The following is a 21,695-nucleotide window of genomic DNA, read 5'->3' on the forward strand; positions in this document are numbered from 1 at the left end:
AAAGAATGAGTGGTGCTATGGGACAGTATTTATTAGGAATTGATATCGGAACAAGCGCCTGCAAGATCGCCGTATTTGATGAGGAAGGACAGGTAAAAGCAAGTGCAAGCGGAGCATATCAGGTCTATTATCCTCATGCCGGATGGGCGGAACAAAATCCTGACGAGTGGTGGCAGGCGGTGTCTTCGGCTATTAAAGCGGCCCTGGAAAAAGGGAAGATCCGTCCGTCAGAAATCGCCGGAATCGGAATCGACGGACAGAGTTGGTCGGCTATTCCGATTGACAGAGAAGGAAACGTTCTGACCAATACTCCGATCTGGATGGATACAAGGGCAGCTGACATCTGTGAGAGAGTAGGAAAGCAGGTGGGAGAGGAACGTATTTTTGAAGTGTGCGGCAATCCATTTAAGCCCTCTTACACGACTCCCAAAATTCTCTGGTACAAAGAGAATCTTCCGGAAGTATACAAACATACCTACAAAGTGCTTCAGTCCAACAGCTATATAGGTTTTCGCCTGACAGGAAAAGTCAGCCAGGAGCTGACGCAAGGGTATGGGCTTCACTGTTTCCGGATGAGAACCGGAGAGTGGGACATGGATATGTGCAAGGAGCTGGGAGTGGATCCTTCCTTCCTGCCGGATATCTATGCCAGCCATGATATTATTGGGACAGTGACGGAAAAGGCGGCAGCAGAATGCGGCCTGACAGCAGGAATCCCCGTTGTGGCGGGGGCGCTGGATGCCGCCTGCGGAACGCTGGGAGCAGGAGTGATCCACCCGGGAGAGACACAGGAGCAGGGCGGTCAGGCAGGAGGCATGAGCATCTGCATGGATACATACAAGGCGGATGAAAGGCTGATCTTAAGCTACCATGCAGCGCCGAATCAGTGGATCCTCCAGGGAGGAACCGTCGGCGGAGGCGGTGTTATGCGCTGGATGGAACAGGAGTTTGCAGATTACGAAAGGCTGATCGGAAAAGAGATCGGAAAGAGTTCGCTCCAGATTTTTAATGAAATCGCAGAAAAGGTCCCGGCAGGAAGTGACGGAATGGTCTTTCTTCCGTATATGTCAGGTGAGAGATCGCCAATCTGGGATCCCCATGCAAAAGGCGTCTTTTACGGACTGGATTTCAGTAAGACAAAAGGGCATTTCGTAAGGGCAGCCATGGAGGGAGTTGCATTTTCCCTGCGCCATAATCTGGAGGCGGCCGAAGAAGCAGGCGCCGTGGCCAGTGAGCTTCGGGCTATGGGCGGTTCCGCAAATTCTCTTCTGTGGACACAGATCAAGGCTGATGTAACGGGCAAGGAAATCATTGTGCCGTCCTCCGATACGGCGACGACACTGGGAGCCGTTATCCTGGCAGGTGTGGGAGTCGGCATGTATAAAGACTTTGAGGAGGCAGTGAAAAAGACAGTTGTTATTAAACGGCGTCATACGCCAAATCCGGAAGTGCGGGAAGCTTATGACAAGAACTATAAGCTTTACCTGGAATTATATGAAGATTTAAAAGAAACAATGAAAAGAAAGGGAGAGGAATAAGATGAAAGCAGCTGTTGTATGTGCAAATGAAGATGTACGTTATATGGATTATGAGGAACCGCAGGTTACGCCGGGGACAGTGAAGATCAAGGTAAAGGCTTCCGGCATATGCGGATCGGATATTCCCCGTGTACTCCATAATGGTGTGCATTTTTATCCCATTGTTCTGGGACATGAGTTTTCAGGAGATGTGGTGGAAGTAGGAGAAGGAGTGACAAAAGTAAAAGTAGGCGACAGAGTTTCCGGAGCGCCCCTTCTTCCCTGTATGAAATGTGATGACTGCCAGAATGGAAATTTTTCTCTCTGCAAGCATTACAGTTTCATTGGTTCCAGGCAGCAGGGGAGCAATGCAGATTATGTTGTGATTCCGGAACAGAATGCAGTTGTATTTGACAAATCCATTCCCTATGAGCAGGGTGCCATGTTTGAGCCGTCTACGGTTGCCCTTCACGGCGTTATCCAGAACGATTATAAAGGTGGAGAATATGTGGCAATCCTGGGAGGCGGAACCATCGGAATGTTTACGATGCAGTGGACGAAAATATTCGGTTCCAAAAAAGTAGTAGTTTTTGATATCAGCGATGAGAGGCTGGAGCTTGCAAAACGCCTTGGCGCTGACGACGTCATTAATACAACGGAAGAGAACTTCATGGAAAAAGCGATGGCAATTACAGGTGGAAAAGGATATGGATTTGTCTTCGAGACGGCAGGCCAGGAACCTACTTTGAAAATGGCTTTTGAGGTTGCGGCAAACAAAGCCAATGTCTGCTGTATCGGGACACCCCATAAGGAGATTACCTTTACGCCGGCGTTGTGGGAAAAAATGAACCGAAAAGAATTTCATCTGACAGGTTCATGGATGTCCTACAGCGCACCTTTCCCGGGAAGAGAATGGGAACTTACCGCACATTATTTTGCAACAGGACAGTTAAAATTTGACCCCGGATTTATCTACAAAAAAATGCCCATGAGTCAGGCCCAGGAGGCATTCCAGATGTACAAGACTCCGGGACTTGTGCAGGGAAAGATTCTGCTGATGAACGAAGAGTAGGAGGAAGCCATGATTCTGACAGTTACGCTGAATGCGGCGATTGATAAACGGTATGTAGTAGAAGAATTTCGTATCGGAGAGGTAAACCGGATGAAGGAATGCGCCTACACTCCGGGAGGAAAAGGGCTGAATGTGTCCAAACCGGCGGCTATTGCCGGGGCGGAAGTAGTGGCGACCGGATTTGTAGGCGGTCATGCGGGACAATACATTGAGGAGTCCCTGAAAGATTTCCGCATTAAGAGCGCTTTTTATCATCTGGCAGCAGAAAGCCGCTCCTGTATTAATATCTGGGATGAAAAAAATAAAGTGCAGACAGAATTTCTGGAGCCGGGCTTCACAGTGAAAGAGGAAGAGTTCCGGGGATTTGTGGAGAAATTCGCGCAGCTTGTAAAGGAAGCAGATGTGGTGGCAATGTCAGGCAGCGTGCCCCGCGGTCTGGATGAAAAGGCTTATCCGATTCTGGTGGAAACGGTGAAAAAGGCAGGAAAAAAAGTCATTCTTGACACCAGCGGAAAGCTGCTGGAAGAAGGAATAAAAGCCTGCCCGACTATGATCAAGCCCAATATTGATGAGATTCGTATGTTGACAAATAAACCGTGTCATGATATACAGGAGATAATCCGGGCCGCAAAAGAAATCCATGAAAGAGGCATTGAAGTTGTTGTGGTTTCACTGGGAAGTGATGGATCTTTGTGTGTATGCAACGACGGCGTGTACCGGGCCGTTGTGCCGAAGATCAACGCCGTGAACACGGTGGGCTGCGGCGACTCTATGATCGCAGGATTTGCCCTTGGTTTTGAGGCGGGGCAGACGCCTGTAGAGGCTCTTAGAAAGGCAAGCGCTATCTCGGCGGCAGCGGCTATGAGAGAAGAGACCGGATTTTTTGTAAAGGAAGATATGGAGACAATTTATCCGCAGATTACAATAGAAAAGATCGGATAACATCAGGAAGGATACAAAGAGGGAGCGGCATGATTAAAGGCGTAATATTCGATATGGACGGAACGATGTTTGATACGGAACGTCTTTCGGCGATCAGTTGGAAAAAGGCAGGAGAGAAGCTTCATCTTGATATACAGGATGAGCTGATCGATAAGATTCAGGGAAGAAATCCCGCAGCGATCCGAAAAGTTTTTATGGGGAGATTCGGAGAAGATCTGGATTATGACGGAGCCCGCAGAGTGAAGCACGAATTTTTTGAGGAAATGACAAAAGAGGGAATCCCTGTAAAAAAAGGATTGAAGGAATTGTTGGAATACCTGAAAGAAAGCGGGATTCCGGCAGTGGTGGCGACTTCCACGGAACGTATACGGGCAGAGGCGTTTATAAAGCGGGCAGGCGTCTATGATTATTTTACAGACTGTGTCTATGGCGATCTGATCCAGGCAAGCAAACCGGCGCCGGATATTTTTCTGGAAGCTGCCGCAAAGATTGGACAGGATCCCGGAGACTGCGTGGTTCTTGAGGACAGTTCGGTGGGGCTGCAGGCCGCTGTGGCAGCAGGAAGCTACGCGATTTATATTCCGGATGTTGCGAAAGTGCCGGATGAAATTCAAAGAAAAGCAGACGCAAAGCTTGCTGATCTTTCACAGGTAATCGGCTGGATCAAAGAGAAGGAGAAAAGATAAGACATACATGCAGATTGAGAATTTGACTTTATTTCATGGCCTGTCTGAAGAAGAAACAAAACGGAGTATGGTCTGTTCCAGTGCAAAGATAGAGACGTATGAGCAGGATGCTTACATCTTCAGACAGGAGGATCAGCCTTCCAGACTGTATTTTATTTTGTCCGGAACCGTACTGCTGGGACAGATCAATGCCCTGGGCAGGCAGAATTTTATAGAATATCTTGGCGAAGGGCAGGGATTTGGAGAGATCGACCTCTTTCTGGAACATGATATTTATGACTATTTTGCCTTTGCAAAGACAGAGGTAAAACTTTTAAGCGTATCCAGACATTTTTTTTATGGAACTTGTGTAAAGAACTGTGCGCATCACAGCAGAATTATTTTCAACATGCTTCGGATATTTGCAGGGGAAGCAGATAAGAATCTAAGAAAAATATATCTTCTGACAAGCGGAAATCTGCGTCAGAGGATTGCCGGCTATCTTCTGGAGGAAAGCCAGGGGAAAGCTGAAGTTGTGACTCCAATGAAAAGAGAGGAGCTTGCCGTTTATCTGAATACGACAAGACCCTCTCTTTCCAGGGAGTTATCCTGGATGCAGGAGAACGGCATTATTGAACGAAACGGCCGCCAGAGCATCCGCATCCTTTCTTTTGAAATGCTCCAGAATATACTGGAAGGGGAGGAGTAGAGATTACTCCTCCTCTGCAAATACTTCTTTTCCCATACCGCAGATCGGGCATACCCAGTCTTCCGGAAGATCTTCAAATGCGGTTCCAGGTGCAATTCCGTTGTCCGGATCGCCTACTTCAGGGTCATATACATATCCACATGGTTCACAAACATATTTTTTCATTTTGTTTCCTCCTTTAGCAGCGTATGATACGCTGGTTATTTATCACATACTTTATTATAAATTATTCTGCAGATTTTTTCCACAGTCCGTGCAAATTGCAGTATTCATATGCTGCAATAAACTCATCTCCCTCGGCAAGAACAAAGGATGCAGACGGAGCTTCTCCGGGATGAAGTGTGCGGAACTGTCCGCCTAATCTGGTTTCAATATAAATTCCTGCAATATAGTGTTCTTCCAGCATAGGATGAGGAACGGAACCAACAGTAACCTCTACTTTGTTTCCCTCGATTGCCACGCACGGTACATGCTTTTCCGTTGCGGCATCTGTGGAATTGGCGTTGAGTTTGCTAAGATCCGGTGCTCCTTCCTGACCGGCAAAAGCAATAAAGTTTTGAAAAATGTTATTTGTGTTTTTGTCTTTATAAAATTCAGCCATGATAAACCCTCCTTTTGTGTCACGTCTGACTTTTTGATTTCATTTACTTGTCTATATTCTAGTACAGTAAAATCCAGATTTCCGTAACAAATGTTACCAAAAAGTATTTTTCCTGAAAAATTACCGTAATATACTTAAATAAAGAAAAAAGAGAACAGGATTGCCTGTATTTCTACTTATAAATCAATGCTGCACTTGAAATATGTTCTCATTTGTGACAAAATATTTTCATGAGCGAAAAAGCATAAAAAGAAAAGTGTAAGAATAGGAGTGGTAAAAATGACAAAAATAGATATCATATCAGGCTTTTTGGGAGCAGGGAAGACGACGCTGATCCAGAAACTTCTCAAAGAGGCGTTTGCAGGAGAGCAGGTGGTGCTGATCGAAAATGAATTTGGAGAGATCGGTATTGACGGAGGCTTTCTGAAAGAGGCGGGAATTGAGATCCGGGAAATGAACTCCGGATGCATCTGCTGTTCTCTGGTGGGGGATTTCGGCGCTTCTTTAAGAGAAGTGATCGACACATATCATCCGGATCGCATTCTGATCGAACCATCCGGCGTAGGAAAGCTGTCCGATGTGAAGCGGGCGGTAGAAGGAGTAAAGGAAGATGCAGACATTGTGCTCAACAGCGCCACCACAGTTGTCGATGTAAAGAAGTGTAAGATGTATCTGAAAAACTTTGGAGAATTTTACACTAATCAGGTAGAGTCTGCAGGAGCGATTATTTTGAGCCGTACGGATATTGCCGATGACGCAAAGGTGGAGCAGACGGTAGAGATGTTGAGAGAGCTGAACAGCGAAGCTCCGATCATCACGACGCCGGCGGAGAAGATAGATGGAAAGAAGCTGTTTGAAATTATGGAGAAACACGCTCCATCACTGGAAAAAGAAATGCTGGAGGAAAGCGTGTGCGAAGTGTGCGGCGGTCACCATGGCCCGGGACATCACCATGAGCACGACCATGACCACCATCACGATCACGAGCATCACCACGAGCATGAGCATCGTCACGACCATGAACACGAATGCGGCCACGAGCATCACCACGGCCATGAATGCAGCCATGATCACCATCATGACCACGACCATGGACATCATCACCACCACCATGCGGATGAGGTCTTCGGAAGCTGGGGCATGGAGACTGTGAAAAAGTTCAATGAAAATGAACTGAAGGTGAAATTGGAAGCCCTTGGAAGAGAAGAGACATATGGAATGGTTTTAAGAGCCAAAGGAATGGTCGAAGGCGACCGGGGAGAATGGATCTATTTTGACATGGTACCCGGTGAAATCGAGATCCGCCATGGACAGCCGGATTATACCGGAAGAATCTGTGTGATCGGCTCTGGTCTTAAGGAAGAAGCTCTTGGCGAGCTGTTCCGTATGTAAAAATGAAGAAAGAAAAGTGCAGGTGACAAAAAATGCAGATGGTAGATAATGCCAGAGTAGTTGTATATCTGATGACAGGTTTTCTGGAAAGCGGGAAAACACAGTTTTTAAGATACACTCTGGGACAGGAATATTTTGAGATTGACGGAAACACGGTTCTGATCCTGTGTGAAGAGGGAGAGGAAGAATACGGAGAGGATCTGCTGAAGCGGTCCCGTACCACTTTGCTGACTGTAGATGATCCGGAGGACATTACCCTGGAATGGCTGGAAGAAGTCGAGCAGAAGTATAAGCCGGAGAGAGTGATCTTTGAATGCAACGGTATGTATCCGGTGAGCAAAATGGAAGCACTGGAAGTTCCTAAGGGATGGGGACTTGTGCAGAAGCTGACGATGGTAGACGCCTCTACTTTCGGTACTTATATTGCCAATATGAAGCCTCTTTTTATGGATATGGTAAGAAATGCAGAGCTGGTTATGTTTAATCGCTGCACAAAAGATATGCCTCTTGCTTCCTATCGGAGAAGTGTAAAGGTAGTGAACCAGAGCGCCCAGATTATTTTTGAAGATGAGGAAGGCGAGATCGACAACATCTTTGAGGATTCCATGCCCTATGATCTGGATGCTCCGGTCGTGCAGATTGACGATATGGATTACGGAATCTGGTACGTGGATATGATGGATCACCCGGAACGCTATCTGAATAAAACCGTGGAATATAAGGCGAAAGTCCTGAAACCGAGAGGATTTGGGGCAAAAGAATTTGTGGCAGGGCGAATGGCAATGACCTGCTGCGCAGACGACACGACTTTTCTCGGTTATATCTGCAGGAGCGCCTACGCGCCTAAACTTTCGCCCGGACAGTGGGTGAAGGTAAAAGGGACAGTAGGTTATGAGTATACGAAAGCTTACCGCCGGAAGGGGCCTGTTATCAAAGCAGAATTTGTAGAGGCGTCCGAGGCTCCGGAAGATGAAATGGTATATTTTAACTAAAACGGAAAGGAAGGAAAAAGATTGCATACAATACCTGATATCAATACAGTAATTGGGATTCTGATCCCCTTTGCCGGGACAACGCTGGGAGCAGCCTGTGTGTTCTTAATGAGGGATACCATTCGGCCCCTTGTGCAGAAAGGTCTGCTGGGATTTGCATCCGGCGTTATGGTAGCGGCTTCGGTATGGTCTCTTCTGATCCCGGCGATGGAAATGACAGAACATATGGGAAAACTGGCCTTCCTCCCGGCGGCAGTGGGATTTATATGCGGGATGGGATTTCTGCTGCTTCTGGATAAAGTGGTCCCCCATCAGCATATGGATCACGATGAGCCGGAAGGCCCCAAAAAAGGATGGCGCCGCTCTACCATGCTTGTTATGGCTGTGACCCTTCATAATATCCCGGAAGGGATGGCTGTCGGCGTTGTCTTTGCCGGAATGCTGGCAGAAAATACTGAGATTACGCTGATGGGGGCCTTTGCTCTGTCTCTTGGAATTGCCATACAGAATTTCCCGGAAGGGGCGATCATTTCCATGCCGCTGAAAAGCCAGGACGGCCTTGGCAGAGGCAAAGCGTTTCTCTACGGAACACTGTCAGGAGTGGTAGAACCGGCGGCAGCGCTGATCACGATACTGCTGTCTAAATTTTTTGTTCCGGTGCTTCCCTATCTTCTTGCTTTTGCGGCAGGCGCCATGCTCTATGTGGTGGTGGAAGAACTGATCCCGGAGGCAAATGAGGGAGAACACAGCAATATTGGAACCATCGGCTTTGCAGCCGGATTTGTACTGATGATGATACTGGATGTGGCACTTGGATAGTGTCTGCAGACAGGGACGATGCAGAAGGCATTGTCCCTGTCTTGTTGTTGCAGATTGGCATTGCAATGATTTAAGAAAATTTAAGAGAACCTTTATAGAAATCACAAAAATCCGGGTATATAATAAGATGGATATAAAGGAGAAATGAATTACATGAGACGAAGAAAGAGGCAGTATGCCCGGGAAACAGAAGAAATACAAAGGGAACGCATTCCCACGACCCGTTATGATCCGGATTATCGGGAGGGACTTACGGAAAACCAGGTGCAGGAGCACAGACTCCACGGCTGGACGAATGTGGCGGTGGATCCTCCGGCTAAGACTACAAAAGAGATCATTCATGAAAATGTATTCACTTATTTCAACCTCATTTTTATAGTACTGGGCATACTTCTATGTCTGGTAGGTTCTTTCCGGAATCTGACCTTCCTTCCGGTTGTTATTTTAAATACATTAATTGGAATCGTACAGGAAGTACGGGCAAAAAATGTACTGGAAAAGATGAGTATGCTCAATGCGCCCCATGCCAGGGTGGTGAGAGATGGAAAGATATCCCAGGTTAATTCGGAAGATCTGGTAATCGACGATATTGTGATCTTCAGCGCCGGAAATCAGATCTGTGCCGACGCAGTGGTTGCGGCCGGGGAGGTTCAGGTAAATGAATCTCTTCTTACCGGGGAATCCGATGAGATCACAAAGCGGAAAGGAGACCACCTTATGTCCGGAAGTTTTGTGGTTTCCGGGCAGTGTCACGCAAGACTTGACAAGGTGGGAGCGGATTCCTATATTTCCAGGCTGACAATAGAAGCAAAAGCCATGGATGACCAGGAACAGTCGGAAATGATCCGTTCTTTGAATAAGCTGGTAAAATGGGTGGGAATCATCATCATTCCCATCGGTCTGGTCCTGTTTTCACAGAGCTTTTTCTTTAATGACGAAGGATTTCGTCAAAGTGTTACTTCCATGGTTGCGGCAGTCATTGGTATGATACCGGAAGGTTTATATCTTCTGGCAAGTGTCGCCCTTGCTGTCAGCGCTATGAGACTTGCAGGGCAAAAAGTTCTTCTCCATGATATGAAAAGTATTGAAACTCTGGCCCGGGTGAATGTGCTCTGTGTGGATAAGACCGGAACCATCACAGAAAATACCATGACAGTCAATAAGGCGGAGCCCACACTGGATTACCGGGAAAAAGAAGAAGAATATCCGCCTCTTGAGAAAATGATCGGAGATTTTGCGGCAGCCATGAGTGAAGATAATATCACTATGGCGGCTTTAAAGGAGCATTTTCGCGAGAATACAGGGAAAAAGCCGGTCAGTAAGACGTCCTTTTCCTCGGCGGTAAAATACAGCAGTGTGACCTACAAAGACGGCGCATATGTCCTGGGCGCTCCTGAGATGGTATTAAGGGATGATTACGTACTCTATGAGGCGGAAATTGAGCAGTATACAAAGAAGGGATACAGGGTTCTTGTATTCGGAAAATACGAGGGAGAAATTGACGGAAAGGCTCTGAAAGAAAAGGTAATCCCTCTGGGTTATATCATGCTCTCCAATCCGATCCGGGAAAACGCTCCGGAGACATTTCAATATTTTGCCCAGCAGGGTGTGGATATTAAAGTCATATCCGGAGACAATCCTATGACTGTGTCGGAGGTGGCACAGCAGGCAGGGATCAAAGGAGCAGAAAACTACGTGGATGCGGCTTCTCTTAAGACAGACCATGAAGTGGCAGAAGCAATGGAGAAATATACGGTGTTTGGAAGGGTAACACCCAATCAGAAACGGCAGTTTGTCCAGGTTTTGAAAGAACAGGGCAACACAGTTGCCATGACAGGGGATGGTGTAAACGACATTCTGGCCTTGAAAGATGCGGACTGCAGCATTGCTATGGCCTCCGGAAGCGAAGCGGCTTCACAGGCAGCCCAGGTGGTTCTTCTGGAGTCCGATTTTTCCAAGATGCCTTCCGTAGTGCTGGAAGGGCGAAGAGTCGTAAATAATATCCAGCGCTCTGCCAGTCTCTTTTTGGTAAAAAATATTTTTTCCCTGCTGCTGTCTCTCTTTTCTGCAGTGTTTATGATCACTTATCCATTGGAACCTTCACAGGTTTCTTTGATCAGTATGTTTACCATCGGCGTTCCGGCTTTCTTCCTGGCGCTGGAGCCCAACAAGAGCCGTATAGAAGGACATTTCCTGTCAAATGTATTTTTGAAAGCCCTTCCGGGCGGATTGACAGATGTATTGATCGTGGGAGCGCTGGTGATTTTCGGGCAGACTTTTGAAGTGGGAAGCAGAGATATCTCCACGGCGGCAACCATTCTTCTGGCTATCGTCGGTTTTATGGTGCTTTACAAGATCAGTCAGCCCATGAATCCTATGCGTATGATTGTTTTAATAGGCTGCGGAATTGCCCTGATCTTTTCCAGTATTTATCTGGATGATCTGTTTGCAATGTCGGGTATGTCCACAAAATGTATTATGCTGTTTATTGTATTTTCTATAGCAGCGGAGCCGGTATTCCGGTACTTGAGTTTCGTTGTGGAAGAACTTGGAAAGTTAGGGAAAAAGCTGATTGGAAAGAAAAGTTCCGAAAAAAACGGGTAAGAGAAAAACAGACAAACGGGGAAAGGAATCTTTGCATTCTTTCCCCGTTTGTCTGTCTATGCCGCCTGTAGTGTTTCTGCCGCTTCTTCAATAGCTTCTCTCATCTTGCCAATAAGACGGTCCACATCTTTTCTGGAAGCGATCAGCGGCGGGATCATACGGTTAATGCTGTCTCCGATGGCTGTGATCAATGCCCGGCGGCGGAAAGTTCCCCATTTTACTTCCATGGCAATAGGCAGATCATATTCCACTCCGACCAGAAGCCCGCGGCCTCTCACCTCTTTTACATGAGGCAGGGTTCTGAGCTGGTCCATCAGATAATTGCCAACTTCTTCCGCATTTTCAGACAGGTGATGATCCAGGATTTCGGAGATGGATGCCAGAGCAGAAGCACATGCAATAGGACTTCCGCCATAGGTGGAGCCATGGGTTCCGCTTCCCAGAGCTTCTGCAACTTTCTTCCTGGCGCAGCAGGCTCCGATAGGCATGCCTCCTCCCATTGCTTTTGCCATAGATACTGCATCCGGCATGACTCCGTATCCCATATAAGCCATAGGAGCTCCGGTTCTGCCCCATCCGGTCTGTACTTCATCAAGAAGGAGGAGAAGATGATTGTCATCACACAGCTTTCTTAAGCCTTCCATAAATTCCTGAGTAGCCGGATGTACGCCGCCTTCCCCCTGAACGGGTTCGATCATAATAGCAATGGTATTTTTGGTAATTTTAGAAGCAAAATCTTCCAGATCATTGAATTTTGCATAAACAAATCCGGGAACCATAGAACCGAAACCCTGCTGGATGGTTGTATCCGGCTGTCCGGTTGCTGCCATGGAACCAAAAGTCCGGCCATGGAATCCATGTTCTGCCGTGATGATCTGATACTTTTCAGGCCCAAAATGATCAGTTCCGTATTTCCTTGCCATCTTGATCATGCATTCATTGGCTTCTGTGCCAGAGTTCTGATAAAAAATTTTATCCATTCCGATGGTGTCACAGATTTTCTTTGCCAGCAGAGCCTGCGGGATTGTATAGGGATAATTAAAAGTGTGGAGAATATCATCTGCCTGATCTTTGATGGCAGCCACTACTTTTTCATTTCTGTTTCCGGGGCTGTTTACGGCCACACCTCCGTAGAAATCCAGGTAGGCATTTCCTTTTTCATCATACAGATACATCCCCTCAGCGCTTTCGGCAATGAAATCAAACCTTGGATATGTCTCCACCATATATTTTCTTACGATTGCCTTCAGTTCTTTTCCTGTCAGTCCAGTATCTTTCAGTTTCATATATAACGCCTTCCTTTCTATAAATACAAATAAAAAGAGACCGTACACTTGTACGGCCTCTTTGCCTTGATGATATTAAAGTATATGCTTAAAAATTTTTTCTGTCAAGAATCCCGCTTGTCTTTTTTTCTGTACAATATGAGAAAGAACTGCTGTTCAATAATAAACGGCGAACTTTACAAATTGTCATTTCTGATCTACAGGTCTTGCAGAGCAGATACAATCTCAGAAAAGTGCATACTGTTGGAGGCTTTGACAAGAATATTGTCACCGTCCTGAATAAGATCCTTAAGAAGGGGAATCAGTTCTTCGTTTGAAGCAAACCATCGGGCACAGCGCTTTGGAGCCAGTTCCTGGAAGCCGTCTGTGATGGAGCGGGCCAGATCTCCGACTGCAAATACAGCATCTACGCCGGTCTGTGCCAGATAGGCGCCTACTTCCCGGTGCAGATTGCCGGCGTTTTCACCAAGCTCTCCCATACTTCCTACAATCGCTACCCGTCGGCCGATTCCGAGATTAAGCACATCAATGGCAGCTTTCATAGACACAGGATTCGCATTGTAGCAGTCGTCCAGAATAATGATTTTCTCTGTCTGGATAATATTGTTTCGTCCCGGCAGGAAGGAAAGGTGTTCAATTCCAGCCTTTATTTCTTCGCACGAAAGTCCCATGACATAGCCTACGGCAGCGCCTGCAAGGGCGTTGGATACCATGTGCATGCCGGGAGTTGGAACGGTACAGTCAAATTCTCCTATAGGTGTGTGGATTCTGCAGGACGTTCCCCGAAGCCCCATAGGCACAATGCCGGATGCAGAAACAGAACATCCGGAAGAAGTTCCGTAAAAGATAGGCTGAACTCCTTTTACAGGTCCCAGCTCGGCAAGGAGCGGATCATCGCCGTTGACAATGATGGAACCTCCGTTTTTCATATCCTGGAACATCTGTGTTTTCTCATGCAGGATTCCTTCCTGTGTTTTGAGAAATTCCAGATGAGCCACTCCAATATTGGTGATTACACAGATATCCGGACTTGCCACTGTGGAAAGCTTGCGCATTTCTCCAAAATGATTGATTCCCATTTCCAGAACAGAAACCTCGTGTTCTTCCCGAAGGTCAAAGACAGTAAGGGGAAGTCCCGATTCACTGTTTAAGTTTCCCTGTGTCTTATGCACATTGAATTTCTGTGAAAGCACAGAAGCAATCATTTCTTTTGTACTGGTTTTTCCGACACTGCCGCTGATGCCCACCACTTTAATGTCAAAAGAATCCCGATACAGCTTTGCAATATCAAGAAGAGCCTGGGCTGTAGAATCTACAAGAATATAAGGATCAGAAGTCTCTCCAAGATCTTCTTCAGAAACGGCGCACAGTGCACCCTGTCGGATAACATCAGGAATAAACTTGTGACCGTTGACCCTTTCGCCGTGTATTGCCACAAACAGGCAGTCATCTGCAAGGCGGCGGCTGTCTATGGTAACCATGCTTACCTCCTTTGCAAGGAGGGAAGGATCGCCGTGATAAGTACCGCCACAGGCGTTAGTTATATTTTCTATCGTCAGATTTTTCATGATAATCTCCCTTTTGTTTTTGACAATGAATCAGCTACTGATATCTCGCTTCCAGAGATTTTTGTATGATAAGCTCGCAAAATTCCCCATATTCATATCCTGCTGCTTTTGCTGCTTTGGGAAGAAGGCTTGCGGATGTCATACCCGGAAGAGAGTTTACTTCCAGACAGTAAAATTCCTCCGTTTCTTTATCTACAATAAAATCAGCTCTTGCATATACATCCAGACGCAGAGCCTTGTAGGCTTTTTCGCCGGCTTCCTGGATCATAGCTGTTGTTTTTGCGTCTACAGAAGTGGCAGGACAGATTTCTGACGCACCGCCCTGCTGATATTTGTGCGCATAATCAAAAAATCCGTCTGATGGAACAATTTCTACCAGAGGAAGCGCCTTTCCGTCAAAAATACCACATGCATATTCTCTTCCGTTGATAAAAGGCTCAATTACAACCTCATCCTCTTTCAGGAAAGACTGGCGCATCGCTTCACGGTATTCTTCATCCGTATGCACGATGTGTACGCCAAGGCTGGATCCTCCGGAGCAGGGCTTCACTACAACGGGAAGAGAGAAGCCAAGATCGGAAAGAGGAAGATCTTTTTGGGAGTGGGGTACATGAAGCCCTACCGGAGTAGGAACTCCCTGCATCTGGAAAATTTCTTTGGTAACTCCTTTGTTCATTGATAAAGCACAGCCCAGAGAATTAGGCCCTGTATAGCGGATTCCAAGTGTATCAAAGGTTGCCTGTATTTTCCCGTTTTCGCCAAAGCCGCCGTGAAGAGCCATAAATGTGATGTCCGCCATGCGGCACAGCTCCAGAACATTGGGGCCCAGATAGCTTGCTGAATCACCGGGGCGTGAAGCTTTTAATGCTTCCAGATCAGGTTCGGTTACCTGAATGCAGGAAGCGATCTCAAGTCCGCCGCCCGGGAGAGTAAAGACTTCTTCCAGATTGTCAGGTGCTGTGGGGAGGCCAAGGAAAGCATCCAGAAGATAGGCGTTGTGGCCCCGTTCTCTCAAAGCTTTGCAAATGCTTCCTCCGGAACTTAAAGAAACATCTCTTTCGTTGCTGTAGCCTCCTGCAAGTACAATAATATTCATAAAATTAACACTCCTTAATATTCTAGTCCATACCCATCTGGTCAAGAAGGGATTTTTTTACCTGATATAAGCTTTCAGAAAGGTCAACATATACCTGATGTGGATAGAAAAGACGCTTTGTCTCATCCCACAGTGTTTTCTTTTCCTGTTTGCAGTATTCTGCGATTTCCATAACGGAAGGAGACTGATACACACATTCTCCTTTGCGGAAAACAGGTACTAAAATTTCGCGCATAGTATAAGATCCGCCGGGCAGCTTTGTCTTTTTCCAGGTTTCGATCGGATCAAAGAGAAGAAGATCTTCGCTTGGATCAAAAATTTCATCTGCAAAGCAGATCAGATCAGCGCGGACTTTGCCGGTGGTCTTATCATAAATCCGGAAAATGGTTTTGTTTCCGGGATTTGTGATTTTTTCCGTATTTTCGGAAATTTTTATTTTAGGAATAAAGGCACCTGATTCATCCTGAATAGCTGCCAGTTTGTAAACACCGCCAAAGGACGGGCAGTCTTTAGAGGTGATCAGATTTGTTCCTACGCCCCAGGAAGTGATGGCCGCCTGCTGCATTTTTAAATCATGAAGCAGGTATTCATCCAGATCGTTGGAAGCGGCAATGACTGCATCTTTAAATCCGGCTTCATCCAGCATTTTCCGCGCTTCCTTGGAGAGATAGGCGAGATCCCCGCTGTCCAGACGTATGCCATACCGCTTCAGAGGATTTCCGCTGTCTTTCATTTCCTGGAATACCCGGATTGCATTTGGAACACCCGATTTCAGGGTATCATAGGTGTCTACAAGAAGGGTGCAGTTGTCAGGATAAAGATCTGCATAAGCGCGAAAAGCAGTATATTCATCCGGAAAACTCATAATCCAGCTGTGCGCATGGGTACCAAGTACCGGTACATCAAAAAGCTGGCCTGCCAGAACATTGGAAGTTCCAACACAGCCGCCGATCATTGCGGCGCGGGCGCCGTAAAGGCCGGCATCGGGTCCTTGGGCACGGCGGAGTCCAAACTCCATTACACCGTCCCCGTTAGCGGCAAAGACGACACGGGAAGCCTTTGTGGCGATCAGGGACTGATGATTAATGATATTCAGGATCGCTGTCTCTACGAGCTGTGCTTCCATAATAGGGGCAATGATCTTAATGAGCGGTTCTTTTGGAAAGACTACCGTTCCTTCGGGAATAGCATAAATATCTCCCGTAAAGTGGAAGCCTCCGAGATAGTGCAGGAAATCTTCGCTGAAGATCCCCAGACTCCGGAGATAATCTACATCCTCATAAGTGAAATTCAAATTTTTTACATATTCAATTATCTGATCCAGTCCGGCGCAGATAGAATATCCGCCTCCGCTTGGATTTTGGCGGAAGAATACGTCAAAGATGACGGTTTCATTCTGCCCCTTTTCGTAGTATCCCTGCATCATAGTAAGTTCATAGAAGTCAGTAAGCAGGGTAAGGTCGTGTCTGTTCATTGTTCCTTTTAAACTCCTTTTAGTACCTTTTTATTACATGTCTGCGTCAGCAGACATGGTGTCTCTGGCAGTTAACATTCGCCATGCAAGCTCGCCCCCTTCGGGACCTCGCTCGCGGGCCTCGTCCCCGCAAAGCGGTATTTATGCCTTAACAGAACATTCGCCATGCAAGCTCGCCCCCTTCGGGACCTCGCTCGCGGGCTTTCACCTTATAGAAATGCAAGACGTCCAAATTGCATGCAAGCATGCATTTGTCCCTCTTGTATTTCTGCATGGCTCATTGCTTACGCGGACATTATACCACGTGCGCAGAAAAGGAAGCACCGCGGAGCGGTATTTACTTTTCAAGCCGTGGATTGCCAGGTATAATCCCCGCAAAGCGGGGCAAGCTGATTTATCAGCTTGAATTGCACATGGTGCAATTATTATACCACGTTTTTTTTACAGTTGTAAAAAGAATGTAAAAAAACTATACCAGGGACTGATTTTTTGTGATTGTTTCCTGGATGATATTCTGGCAGTATGCGCCCAGATGCCTTTTGGTTTCTTTGTCCAGTTTGTCCGGATAAATGGGGGTTCCATATTCCAGTACCACGTGGGCTTTTCTGACAAAAGGCAGATGTTTTTCAAAGATTGCCTGTGTATTGTTCATGGACATGGGGATGATAGGACATCCTGTCTTTTCAGCAATCTTCAGCGCACCGTCCTTAAATGGCAGCATAGAAAGTTCTTCGCCTGTATTTCTTGTTCCCTCCGGGAAGATGCAGATAGAAATTCCACTTCTGATATATTCTATAGCAGTCAGAATGGTTTTGAGTCCCTCCTTCGGCGTGCTTCTGTCGAGGAAGAGACAGTAAAGGTTTTTCATCCAGTCACGGAGAAGAGGATAGCGGAGCATTTCTTTTTTGGCAACATAGCCTGTCAGGCGCCGGCACCTGGAATAGGTCAGCAGAATATCGAAATAGCTTCTGTGATTTCCTATATAAAGGACCGGTTCATCCGGGATGTTTTCTTCTCCGATCACAGTTACGCTCACTCCGGCAATTTTCAGCATGAGCCGGAACGTCCACTGCACCATCCGGAGACAGGAATAGTCTTTTGCTCTTTTGCTGACAAGGCCAACTACGTTTTCTATGAGGAGAACGGGAATGCCGATGACCAGGTACAGAAACAGAACAATTACGATACAAATAAATCTTATCATATTACTGCAGCCTTTCTTTTTTATACTTTCAGATATTTCTCAGACATCTTACCACATCTTACCATAAAACTGTCATTTTTCAAAGGGGTGGCGTGTATGATGATAAAGAGAAATAACTGTATGGTACAAAGATATGAAAGAACAAAGGAGGCTGCTTTGCACGCTTTGCATTGTTTTGCTGATTTTTGTTTCGCCATCTGCAGGCTGCAGTGTGGTAAAAGAGAACAAAGAAAAAACCGGCGATATCGAATATACAGTAGTAAAGGAAGAAGAGCTGCCAAAAGAGCTGCAAAAGCAGATTGAACAGAAAAAGGAGGACCCCATGAAGATTTCCTACGGAGATCAGGGGATGCTTTATATTGTGAGAGGATACGGAGAAAAGGACACGGAAGGATATCAGGCAGAAGTCAGGGAACTTTATGAGACAAAGAATGCCATTTACATACGGACTTATTTGAAAGGTCCGGAATCAGAGGAGGAAGCTAAAGAAAAAAAGACCTGCCCTTATGTGGCGGTAAAGATGCCGTATAGTGCAAAAAAAATCCGATTTGATGAGTGAAAAAGGAGGAAATAAAAGTGGAAGAAGTCAGAAAGGCAGTTCACTGTATACAGACAGGAGAAAAGGTGACGGATCAGTTTTATGTGGATGAGGATGTCAATGTGCCGGATGTCAGAGAAGATGTGGCGAAAGTCATTCTGGCAGGAGGCCGCGTGCGGGTAGAGGACATTAAGATGACGGAAAATTATGCCAGGATCACAGGAAAGATTACCTATCAGATCCTGTATGAAACAGAAAATGAGATCCAGAAGGTATCGGCGCTTCAGGGGAAACTGTCTTTTGAAGAGATGGTGTATATGGAAGATGAACCAGTGGGAAAACTATATGTCAGATCATCTTTCGCAGAGCTGAATGTAACCGTTATTCATTCCAGAAAATTGAATATCCGGGTGGCAGTTGACCTTGAAGTCAGCTCAGAGGGAGAGAGTGAGGAAATCCTGACAACAGATGTGGAGACTTCTGAACCGGTCTATAAACGCTTCCGGACAGAGGAAATACTGAAGCTGCATTCGATGAAAAAAGACATATACCGGATCAAGGAAGAGATGAAGATTCCGGCTTCAAAAGAAAATATAGGTACACTCCTCTATGGAGAGGCGAACTTAAGAAAGCTGGATACCCGACTTGGAACAGATGAGCTGCTACTTAGAGGAGAGATTCAGCTGTTTTGTCTTTATGAGTCACAGGAGCAGAAGATGGAATGGGTGGAGCAAAATATTCCCTTTGAGGGAAAGTTAGAATGTTACGGGGCAGAAGATACTATGTACCATGACATTCAGGCTTCGCTTACAGATGAAAATATAGACATTCGAATGGATGAGGACGGGGAGATGAGGATTTTCGGACTGGAGGCCTCTCTGGAAGTAAGGTGCAGTGTCTATGAAGAGGAAAAAACAGAAATTCTGGATGATCTTTATTCCCTGACAAAAGAGCTTATTCCTGCCCGGGAGGAAAAGGCTCTGGAAAGACTGGTTATGCAGAACCACTCCAGGTGCAAGGCAGCGGAGCAGCTGAACCTTCCAGAGCTGAAGGACGGAATGCTTCAGATCTGCCACTGCAGCGGCAGGCTCCAGATGGAATATACGAAAATCGTTCCGGAAGGGATTCAGGTAGAAGGTGTGATTCATATAGGAATGCTCTACATAAAGGCAGACGATGAAGTACCTTTTGATGTATGGCAGGGGATGATCCCCTATTCTCATATCATTGAGTGCCCGAAAGCAGAGGAAACGATGCGCTATGATATCAGCGGCACGGTGGAACAGTTAAGTGTCAGCCTTCTTGGAGGCGGTGAAGCAGAAGTCAAAGCAGTGCTTGGATTCCAGATCCTTCTTAGGGAGGCTGTCATGGTAGAGAATATCGAACAGATAGAGGAAAGAGAGATGGATGAAAAAGAAGCGGAGAATGCTCCCGGAATTGTGGGATATATTGTAAAGGAAGGCGATGATCTGTGGAATCTTGCCAAACGGTATCACACCACAGAGGAAGGAATACAGGAAGTGAATGAGATGGACGGCAGGCAGATAAAAGCAGGAGATCGTATATTGATTTTTAAAGAAAATATGAGTATACTATAAGAACACTGTATACAAGATACAAGGAGAAAACAATGGATAAATTAGAATTGAAAGCACTGGGAAAGATAAATCTTGGACTGGATATTCTCGGACGGAGAGAAAACGGCTACCATGATGTGCGCATGGTGATGCAGACTGTTTATTTATATGACAGAGTAATTATGGAAAAGATGCGGGAACCGGGGATAGAGATTCGCACAAATCTTGGCTTTTTGCCGGTCAATGAAAACAATATTGCCTATAAGGCGGCAGATCTTATGATCCGGGAATTTGATATCCGGGAGGGAATGCGTATTACCCTGGAAAAGCATATTCCGGTGGCGGCGGGTATGGCAGGAGGAAGCTCCAACGCCGCAGCGGTGCTTTTTGGAATGAACCGTATGTTTTCTCTGGGACTTTCTGAAGAGGAATTAAAGAAAAGGGGAGTGATTCTGGGGGCGGATGTTCCCTACTGTATTATGCGGGGAACTGTTCTGGCGGAAGGGATCGGAGAGATCCTGACGCCGCTTCCGGCTATGCCGAAATGTTATGTGCTGATTGCAAAGCCGCCGCTTTCTGCGTCTACGAAAACCGTATATGAAAAAATTGACCAGGAAGGGATCAGCCGGCATCCGGATATCGACGGTATACTTGCGGGACTGGATGCCGGGGATCTGAAAAAGATAGCCGGAAGCATGGGAAATGTGCTGGAGCAGGTGATGCTGAAGGAACATCCGGTTCTTGGTCAGATCAAGGAAACAATGAAAGAAGCAGGTGCCCTGAATGCTATGATGAGCGGCAGCGGTCCCACAGTGTTCGGGATTTATGAGAACAGGAGGACGGCAAAGGCAGCGGCAGAAAAGCTGAAACATACCGGCCTGGTGAAGCAGGCTTATGTGACCAATGTACACAATGTAAGGAGGAAATAAATGAAGGAACCGAATTTTGAAGTCAGCATGAATGAGTATCTTCCCCTTAGGGATGTTGTTTTTAATACTTTGCGTCAGGCAATTTTAAGAGGGGAACTGAAACCGGGAGAAAGGCTGATGGAAATACAGCTGGCAAATAAACTGGGCGTCAGCAGGACGCCTATCCGGGAGGCAATCCGCAAGCTGGAGCTGGAAGGACTCGTTCTGATGATTCCCAGAAAAGGTGCCGAGGTGGCAGAGATCACGGAAAAAAGCCTAAGAGATGTGCTGGAAGTAAGGCGGGCTTTAGAGGAGCTGGCTGTGCGCCTGGCATGCGATAAGATCAGCGAAGAAAAGATTCAGGAACTGAAAGAAGCAGCCGAGTATTTCCAATCCACCTTAAAAAGCGGAGATATCACGAAAATTGCGGAAGCTGACGTCAAATTCCATGATGTGATCTATCTTGCAACAGATAACCAGAAGCTGATCCAGCTTCTCAGTAACCTTGGAGAACAGATGTACCGTTACCGGGTGGAATATTTAAAACGGTCAGATTTCCATCAGCAGTTGATCGATGAACACGAGGAGATCATTCAGACTATTGAGACAGGACAAAAAGACAAGGCTGCCAAGGTAGTGTGTCAGCATGTGGATAATCAGGTAGAGGCAGTGATCGATACCATCCGGACAAAAAAATAATTGCAGTTTCGAGCCCGCTTTTGTATAAAGGG

20 protein-coding genes are annotated in these 21,695 nt (G+C 46.4%); 13 read left to right on the forward strand and 7 right to left on the reverse strand.

Features of this window, described 5'->3' with window-relative positions; all coding sequences use genetic code 11:
- Nucleotides 1–17: 17 nt before the first annotated feature.
- From xylB to R2J37_RS02935, 5 genes are read left to right on the forward strand one after another with little or no spacing between them, the layout of a single operon-like run.
- Nucleotides 18–1,538 carry a xylulokinase gene (gene xylB / locus R2J37_RS02915; protein ID WP_334306042.1) on the forward strand — a complete coding sequence of 507 codons (1,521 nt, stop codon included), beginning with the start codon at nt 18–20 and terminating at the stop codon, nt 1,536–1,538.
- Nucleotide 1,539: 1 nt separating this feature from the next.
- Nucleotides 1,540–2,589, forward strand: a complete 1,050-nt coding sequence (locus R2J37_RS02920) for a galactitol-1-phosphate 5-dehydrogenase (protein WP_230107153.1) — start codon at nt 1,540–1,542, stop codon at nt 2,587–2,589.
- Nucleotides 2,590–2,598: 9 nt separating this feature from the next.
- On the forward strand, nt 2,599–3,531 hold the full coding sequence (gene pfkB / locus R2J37_RS02925; protein WP_316266185.1) for a 1-phosphofructokinase: 933 nt from the start codon (nt 2,599–2,601) through the stop codon (nt 3,529–3,531).
- 29 nt (nt 3,532–3,560) lie between these two features.
- A complete protein-coding gene (locus R2J37_RS02930) occupies nt 3,561–4,217 on the forward strand; it encodes an HAD family hydrolase (RefSeq protein WP_230107151.1) in 657 nt (218 codons plus the stop codon).
- Nucleotides 4,218–4,224: 7 nt separating this feature from the next.
- The gene (locus R2J37_RS02935) at nt 4,225–4,905 is read left to right on the forward strand and encodes a Crp/Fnr family transcriptional regulator (protein WP_256194184.1); all 681 of its coding nucleotides are present in this window, start codon (nt 4,225–4,227) and stop codon (nt 4,903–4,905) included.
- Nucleotides 4,906–4,908: 3 nt separating this feature from the next.
- On the opposite strand, the gene rd is transcribed toward R2J37_RS02935, so the two are convergent.
- Both rd and R2J37_RS02945 read right to left on the reverse strand, forming a co-directional pair.
- A complete protein-coding gene (gene rd / locus R2J37_RS02940; protein WP_230107149.1) occupies nt 4,909–5,070 on the reverse strand; it encodes a rubredoxin in 162 nt (53 codons plus the stop codon).
- Between the two features lie 61 nt (nt 5,071–5,131).
- Nucleotides 5,132–5,506 (reverse strand): desulfoferrodoxin family protein, encoded by a 375-nt coding sequence (locus R2J37_RS02945; RefSeq protein WP_230107148.1) that lies wholly within the window; start codon nt 5,504–5,506, stop codon nt 5,132–5,134.
- A 279-nt stretch (nt 5,507–5,785) separates the two neighbouring features.
- On the opposite strand from R2J37_RS02945, the gene R2J37_RS02950 reads away from it, so the two are divergent.
- The 4 genes from R2J37_RS02950 (at nt 5,786) to R2J37_RS02965 (ending at nt 11,313) form a co-directional block, all read left to right on the forward strand.
- Nucleotides 5,786–6,898 carry a CobW family GTP-binding protein gene (locus tag R2J37_RS02950; protein ID WP_316266186.1) on the forward strand — a complete coding sequence of 371 codons (1,113 nt, stop codon included), beginning with the start codon at nt 5,786–5,788 and terminating at the stop codon, nt 6,896–6,898.
- A 32-nt stretch (nt 6,899–6,930) separates the two neighbouring features.
- Nucleotides 6,931–7,890 (forward strand): TIGR03943 family putative permease subunit, encoded by a 960-nt coding sequence (locus tag R2J37_RS02955; RefSeq protein ID WP_230107146.1) that lies wholly within the window; start codon nt 6,931–6,933, stop codon nt 7,888–7,890.
- Between the two features lie 39 nt (nt 7,891–7,929).
- Entirely contained in the window at nt 7,930–8,709 is a 780-nt protein-coding gene (locus tag R2J37_RS02960; protein WP_230107555.1) for a ZIP family metal transporter, read from the forward strand.
- A gap of 153 nt (nt 8,710–8,862) precedes the next feature.
- The gene (locus R2J37_RS02965; RefSeq protein WP_316266187.1) at nt 8,863–11,313 is read left to right on the forward strand and encodes a cation-translocating P-type ATPase; all 2,451 of its coding nucleotides are present in this window, start codon (nt 8,863–8,865) and stop codon (nt 11,311–11,313) included.
- Nucleotides 11,314–11,369: 56 nt separating this feature from the next.
- Here the strand turns inward: R2J37_RS02965 and R2J37_RS02970 are convergent, their stop codons facing one another.
- From R2J37_RS02970 to R2J37_RS02990, 5 genes are all read right to left on the reverse strand, one after another.
- Entirely contained in the window at nt 11,370–12,599 is a 1,230-nt protein-coding gene (locus R2J37_RS02970; protein WP_316266188.1) for an aspartate aminotransferase family protein, read from the reverse strand.
- A gap of 197 nt (nt 12,600–12,796) precedes the next feature.
- Nucleotides 12,797–14,167, reverse strand: a complete 1,371-nt coding sequence (locus R2J37_RS02975; protein WP_316266189.1) for a UDP-N-acetylmuramoyl-tripeptide--D-alanyl-D-alanine ligase — start codon at nt 14,165–14,167, stop codon at nt 12,797–12,799.
- Between the two features lie 34 nt (nt 14,168–14,201).
- Nucleotides 14,202–15,263, reverse strand: a complete 1,062-nt coding sequence (locus R2J37_RS02980; protein ID WP_316266190.1) for a D-alanine--D-alanine ligase family protein — start codon at nt 15,261–15,263, stop codon at nt 14,202–14,204.
- Between the two features lie 22 nt (nt 15,264–15,285).
- Entirely contained in the window at nt 15,286–16,737 is a 1,452-nt protein-coding gene (locus tag R2J37_RS02985; protein ID WP_316266191.1) for a nicotinate phosphoribosyltransferase, read from the reverse strand.
- A gap of 469 nt (nt 16,738–17,206) precedes the next feature.
- On the reverse strand, nt 17,207–17,941 hold the full coding sequence (locus R2J37_RS02990) for a lysophospholipid acyltransferase family protein (protein WP_316266192.1): 735 nt from the start codon (nt 17,939–17,941) through the stop codon (nt 17,207–17,209).
- Nucleotides 17,942–18,074: 133 nt separating this feature from the next.
- On the opposite strand from R2J37_RS02990, the gene R2J37_RS02995 reads away from it, so the two are divergent.
- The 4 genes from R2J37_RS02995 to R2J37_RS03010 are packed head-to-tail and all read left to right on the forward strand — an operon-like array spanning nt 18,075 to nt 21,663.
- Nucleotides 18,075–18,500 (forward strand): protease complex subunit PrcB family protein, encoded by a 426-nt coding sequence (locus R2J37_RS02995; RefSeq protein WP_316266193.1) that lies wholly within the window; start codon nt 18,075–18,077, stop codon nt 18,498–18,500.
- A gap of 17 nt (nt 18,501–18,517) precedes the next feature.
- The gene (locus R2J37_RS03000) at nt 18,518–20,077 is read left to right on the forward strand and encodes a DUF3794 and LysM peptidoglycan-binding domain-containing protein (protein ID WP_316266194.1); all 1,560 of its coding nucleotides are present in this window, start codon (nt 18,518–18,520) and stop codon (nt 20,075–20,077) included.
- Between the two features lie 32 nt (nt 20,078–20,109).
- Nucleotides 20,110–20,985: a 4-(cytidine 5'-diphospho)-2-C-methyl-D-erythritol kinase gene (gene ispE, locus R2J37_RS03005; protein WP_316266195.1), complete on the forward strand. Its 876-nt coding sequence runs from the start codon at nt 20,110–20,112 to the stop codon at nt 20,983–20,985.
- Nucleotides 20,986–21,663 carry a GntR family transcriptional regulator gene (locus R2J37_RS03010; RefSeq protein WP_230107136.1) on the forward strand — a complete coding sequence of 226 codons (678 nt, stop codon included), beginning with the start codon at nt 20,986–20,988 and terminating at the stop codon, nt 21,661–21,663.
- Nucleotides 21,664–21,695: the final 32 nt, after the last annotated feature.

It is taken from the genome of Claveliimonas bilis, assembly GCF_030296775.1.
GTDB lineage: Bacteria > Bacillota > Clostridia > Lachnospirales > Lachnospiraceae > Claveliimonas > Claveliimonas bilis.

Excerpts from the sequence above, each read along its gene's own strand:
- xylB (WP_334306042.1), top strand. The coding sequence starts at position 18 with ATGGGACAGTATTTATTAGGAATTGATATCGGAACAAGCGCCTGCAAG.
- R2J37_RS02920 (WP_230107153.1), top strand. The coding sequence starts at position 1,540 with ATGAAAGCAGCTGTTGTATGTGCAAATGAAGATGTACGTTATATGGAT.
- pfkB (WP_316266185.1), top strand. The coding sequence starts at position 2,599 with ATGATTCTGACAGTTACGCTGAATGCGGCGATTGATAAACGGTATGTA.
- R2J37_RS02930 (WP_230107151.1), top strand. The coding sequence starts at position 3,561 with ATGATTAAAGGCGTAATATTCGATATGGACGGAACGATGTTTGATACG.
- R2J37_RS02935 (WP_256194184.1), top strand. The coding sequence starts at position 4,225 with ATGCAGATTGAGAATTTGACTTTATTTCATGGCCTGTCTGAAGAAGAA.
- rd (WP_230107149.1), bottom strand. The coding sequence starts at position 5,070 with ATGAAAAAATATGTTTGTGAACCATGTGGATATGTATATGACCCTGAA.
- R2J37_RS02945 (WP_230107148.1), bottom strand. The coding sequence starts at position 5,506 with ATGGCTGAATTTTATAAAGACAAAAACACAAATAACATTTTTCAAAAC.
- R2J37_RS02950 (WP_316266186.1), top strand. The coding sequence starts at position 5,786 with ATGACAAAAATAGATATCATATCAGGCTTTTTGGGAGCAGGGAAGACG.
- R2J37_RS02955 (WP_230107146.1), top strand. The coding sequence starts at position 6,931 with ATGCAGATGGTAGATAATGCCAGAGTAGTTGTATATCTGATGACAGGT.
- R2J37_RS02965 (WP_316266187.1), top strand. The coding sequence starts at position 8,863 with ATGAGACGAAGAAAGAGGCAGTATGCCCGGGAAACAGAAGAAATACAA.
- R2J37_RS02970 (WP_316266188.1), bottom strand. The coding sequence starts at position 12,599 with ATGAAACTGAAAGATACTGGACTGACAGGAAAAGAACTGAAGGCAATC.
- R2J37_RS02975 (WP_316266189.1), bottom strand. The coding sequence starts at position 14,167 with ATGAAAAATCTGACGATAGAAAATATAACTAACGCCTGTGGCGGTACT.
- R2J37_RS02980 (WP_316266190.1), bottom strand. The coding sequence starts at position 15,263 with ATGAATATTATTGTACTTGCAGGAGGCTACAGCAACGAAAGAGATGTT.
- R2J37_RS02985 (WP_316266191.1), bottom strand. The coding sequence starts at position 16,737 with ATGAACAGACACGACCTTACCCTGCTTACTGACTTCTATGAACTTACT.
- R2J37_RS02990 (WP_316266192.1), bottom strand. The coding sequence starts at position 17,941 with ATGATAAGATTTATTTGTATCGTAATTGTTCTGTTTCTGTACCTGGTC.
- R2J37_RS02995 (WP_316266193.1), top strand. The coding sequence starts at position 18,075 with ATGAAAGAACAAAGGAGGCTGCTTTGCACGCTTTGCATTGTTTTGCTG.
- ispE (WP_316266195.1), top strand. The coding sequence starts at position 20,110 with ATGGATAAATTAGAATTGAAAGCACTGGGAAAGATAAATCTTGGACTG.
- R2J37_RS03010 (WP_230107136.1), top strand. The coding sequence starts at position 20,986 with ATGAAGGAACCGAATTTTGAAGTCAGCATGAATGAGTATCTTCCCCTT.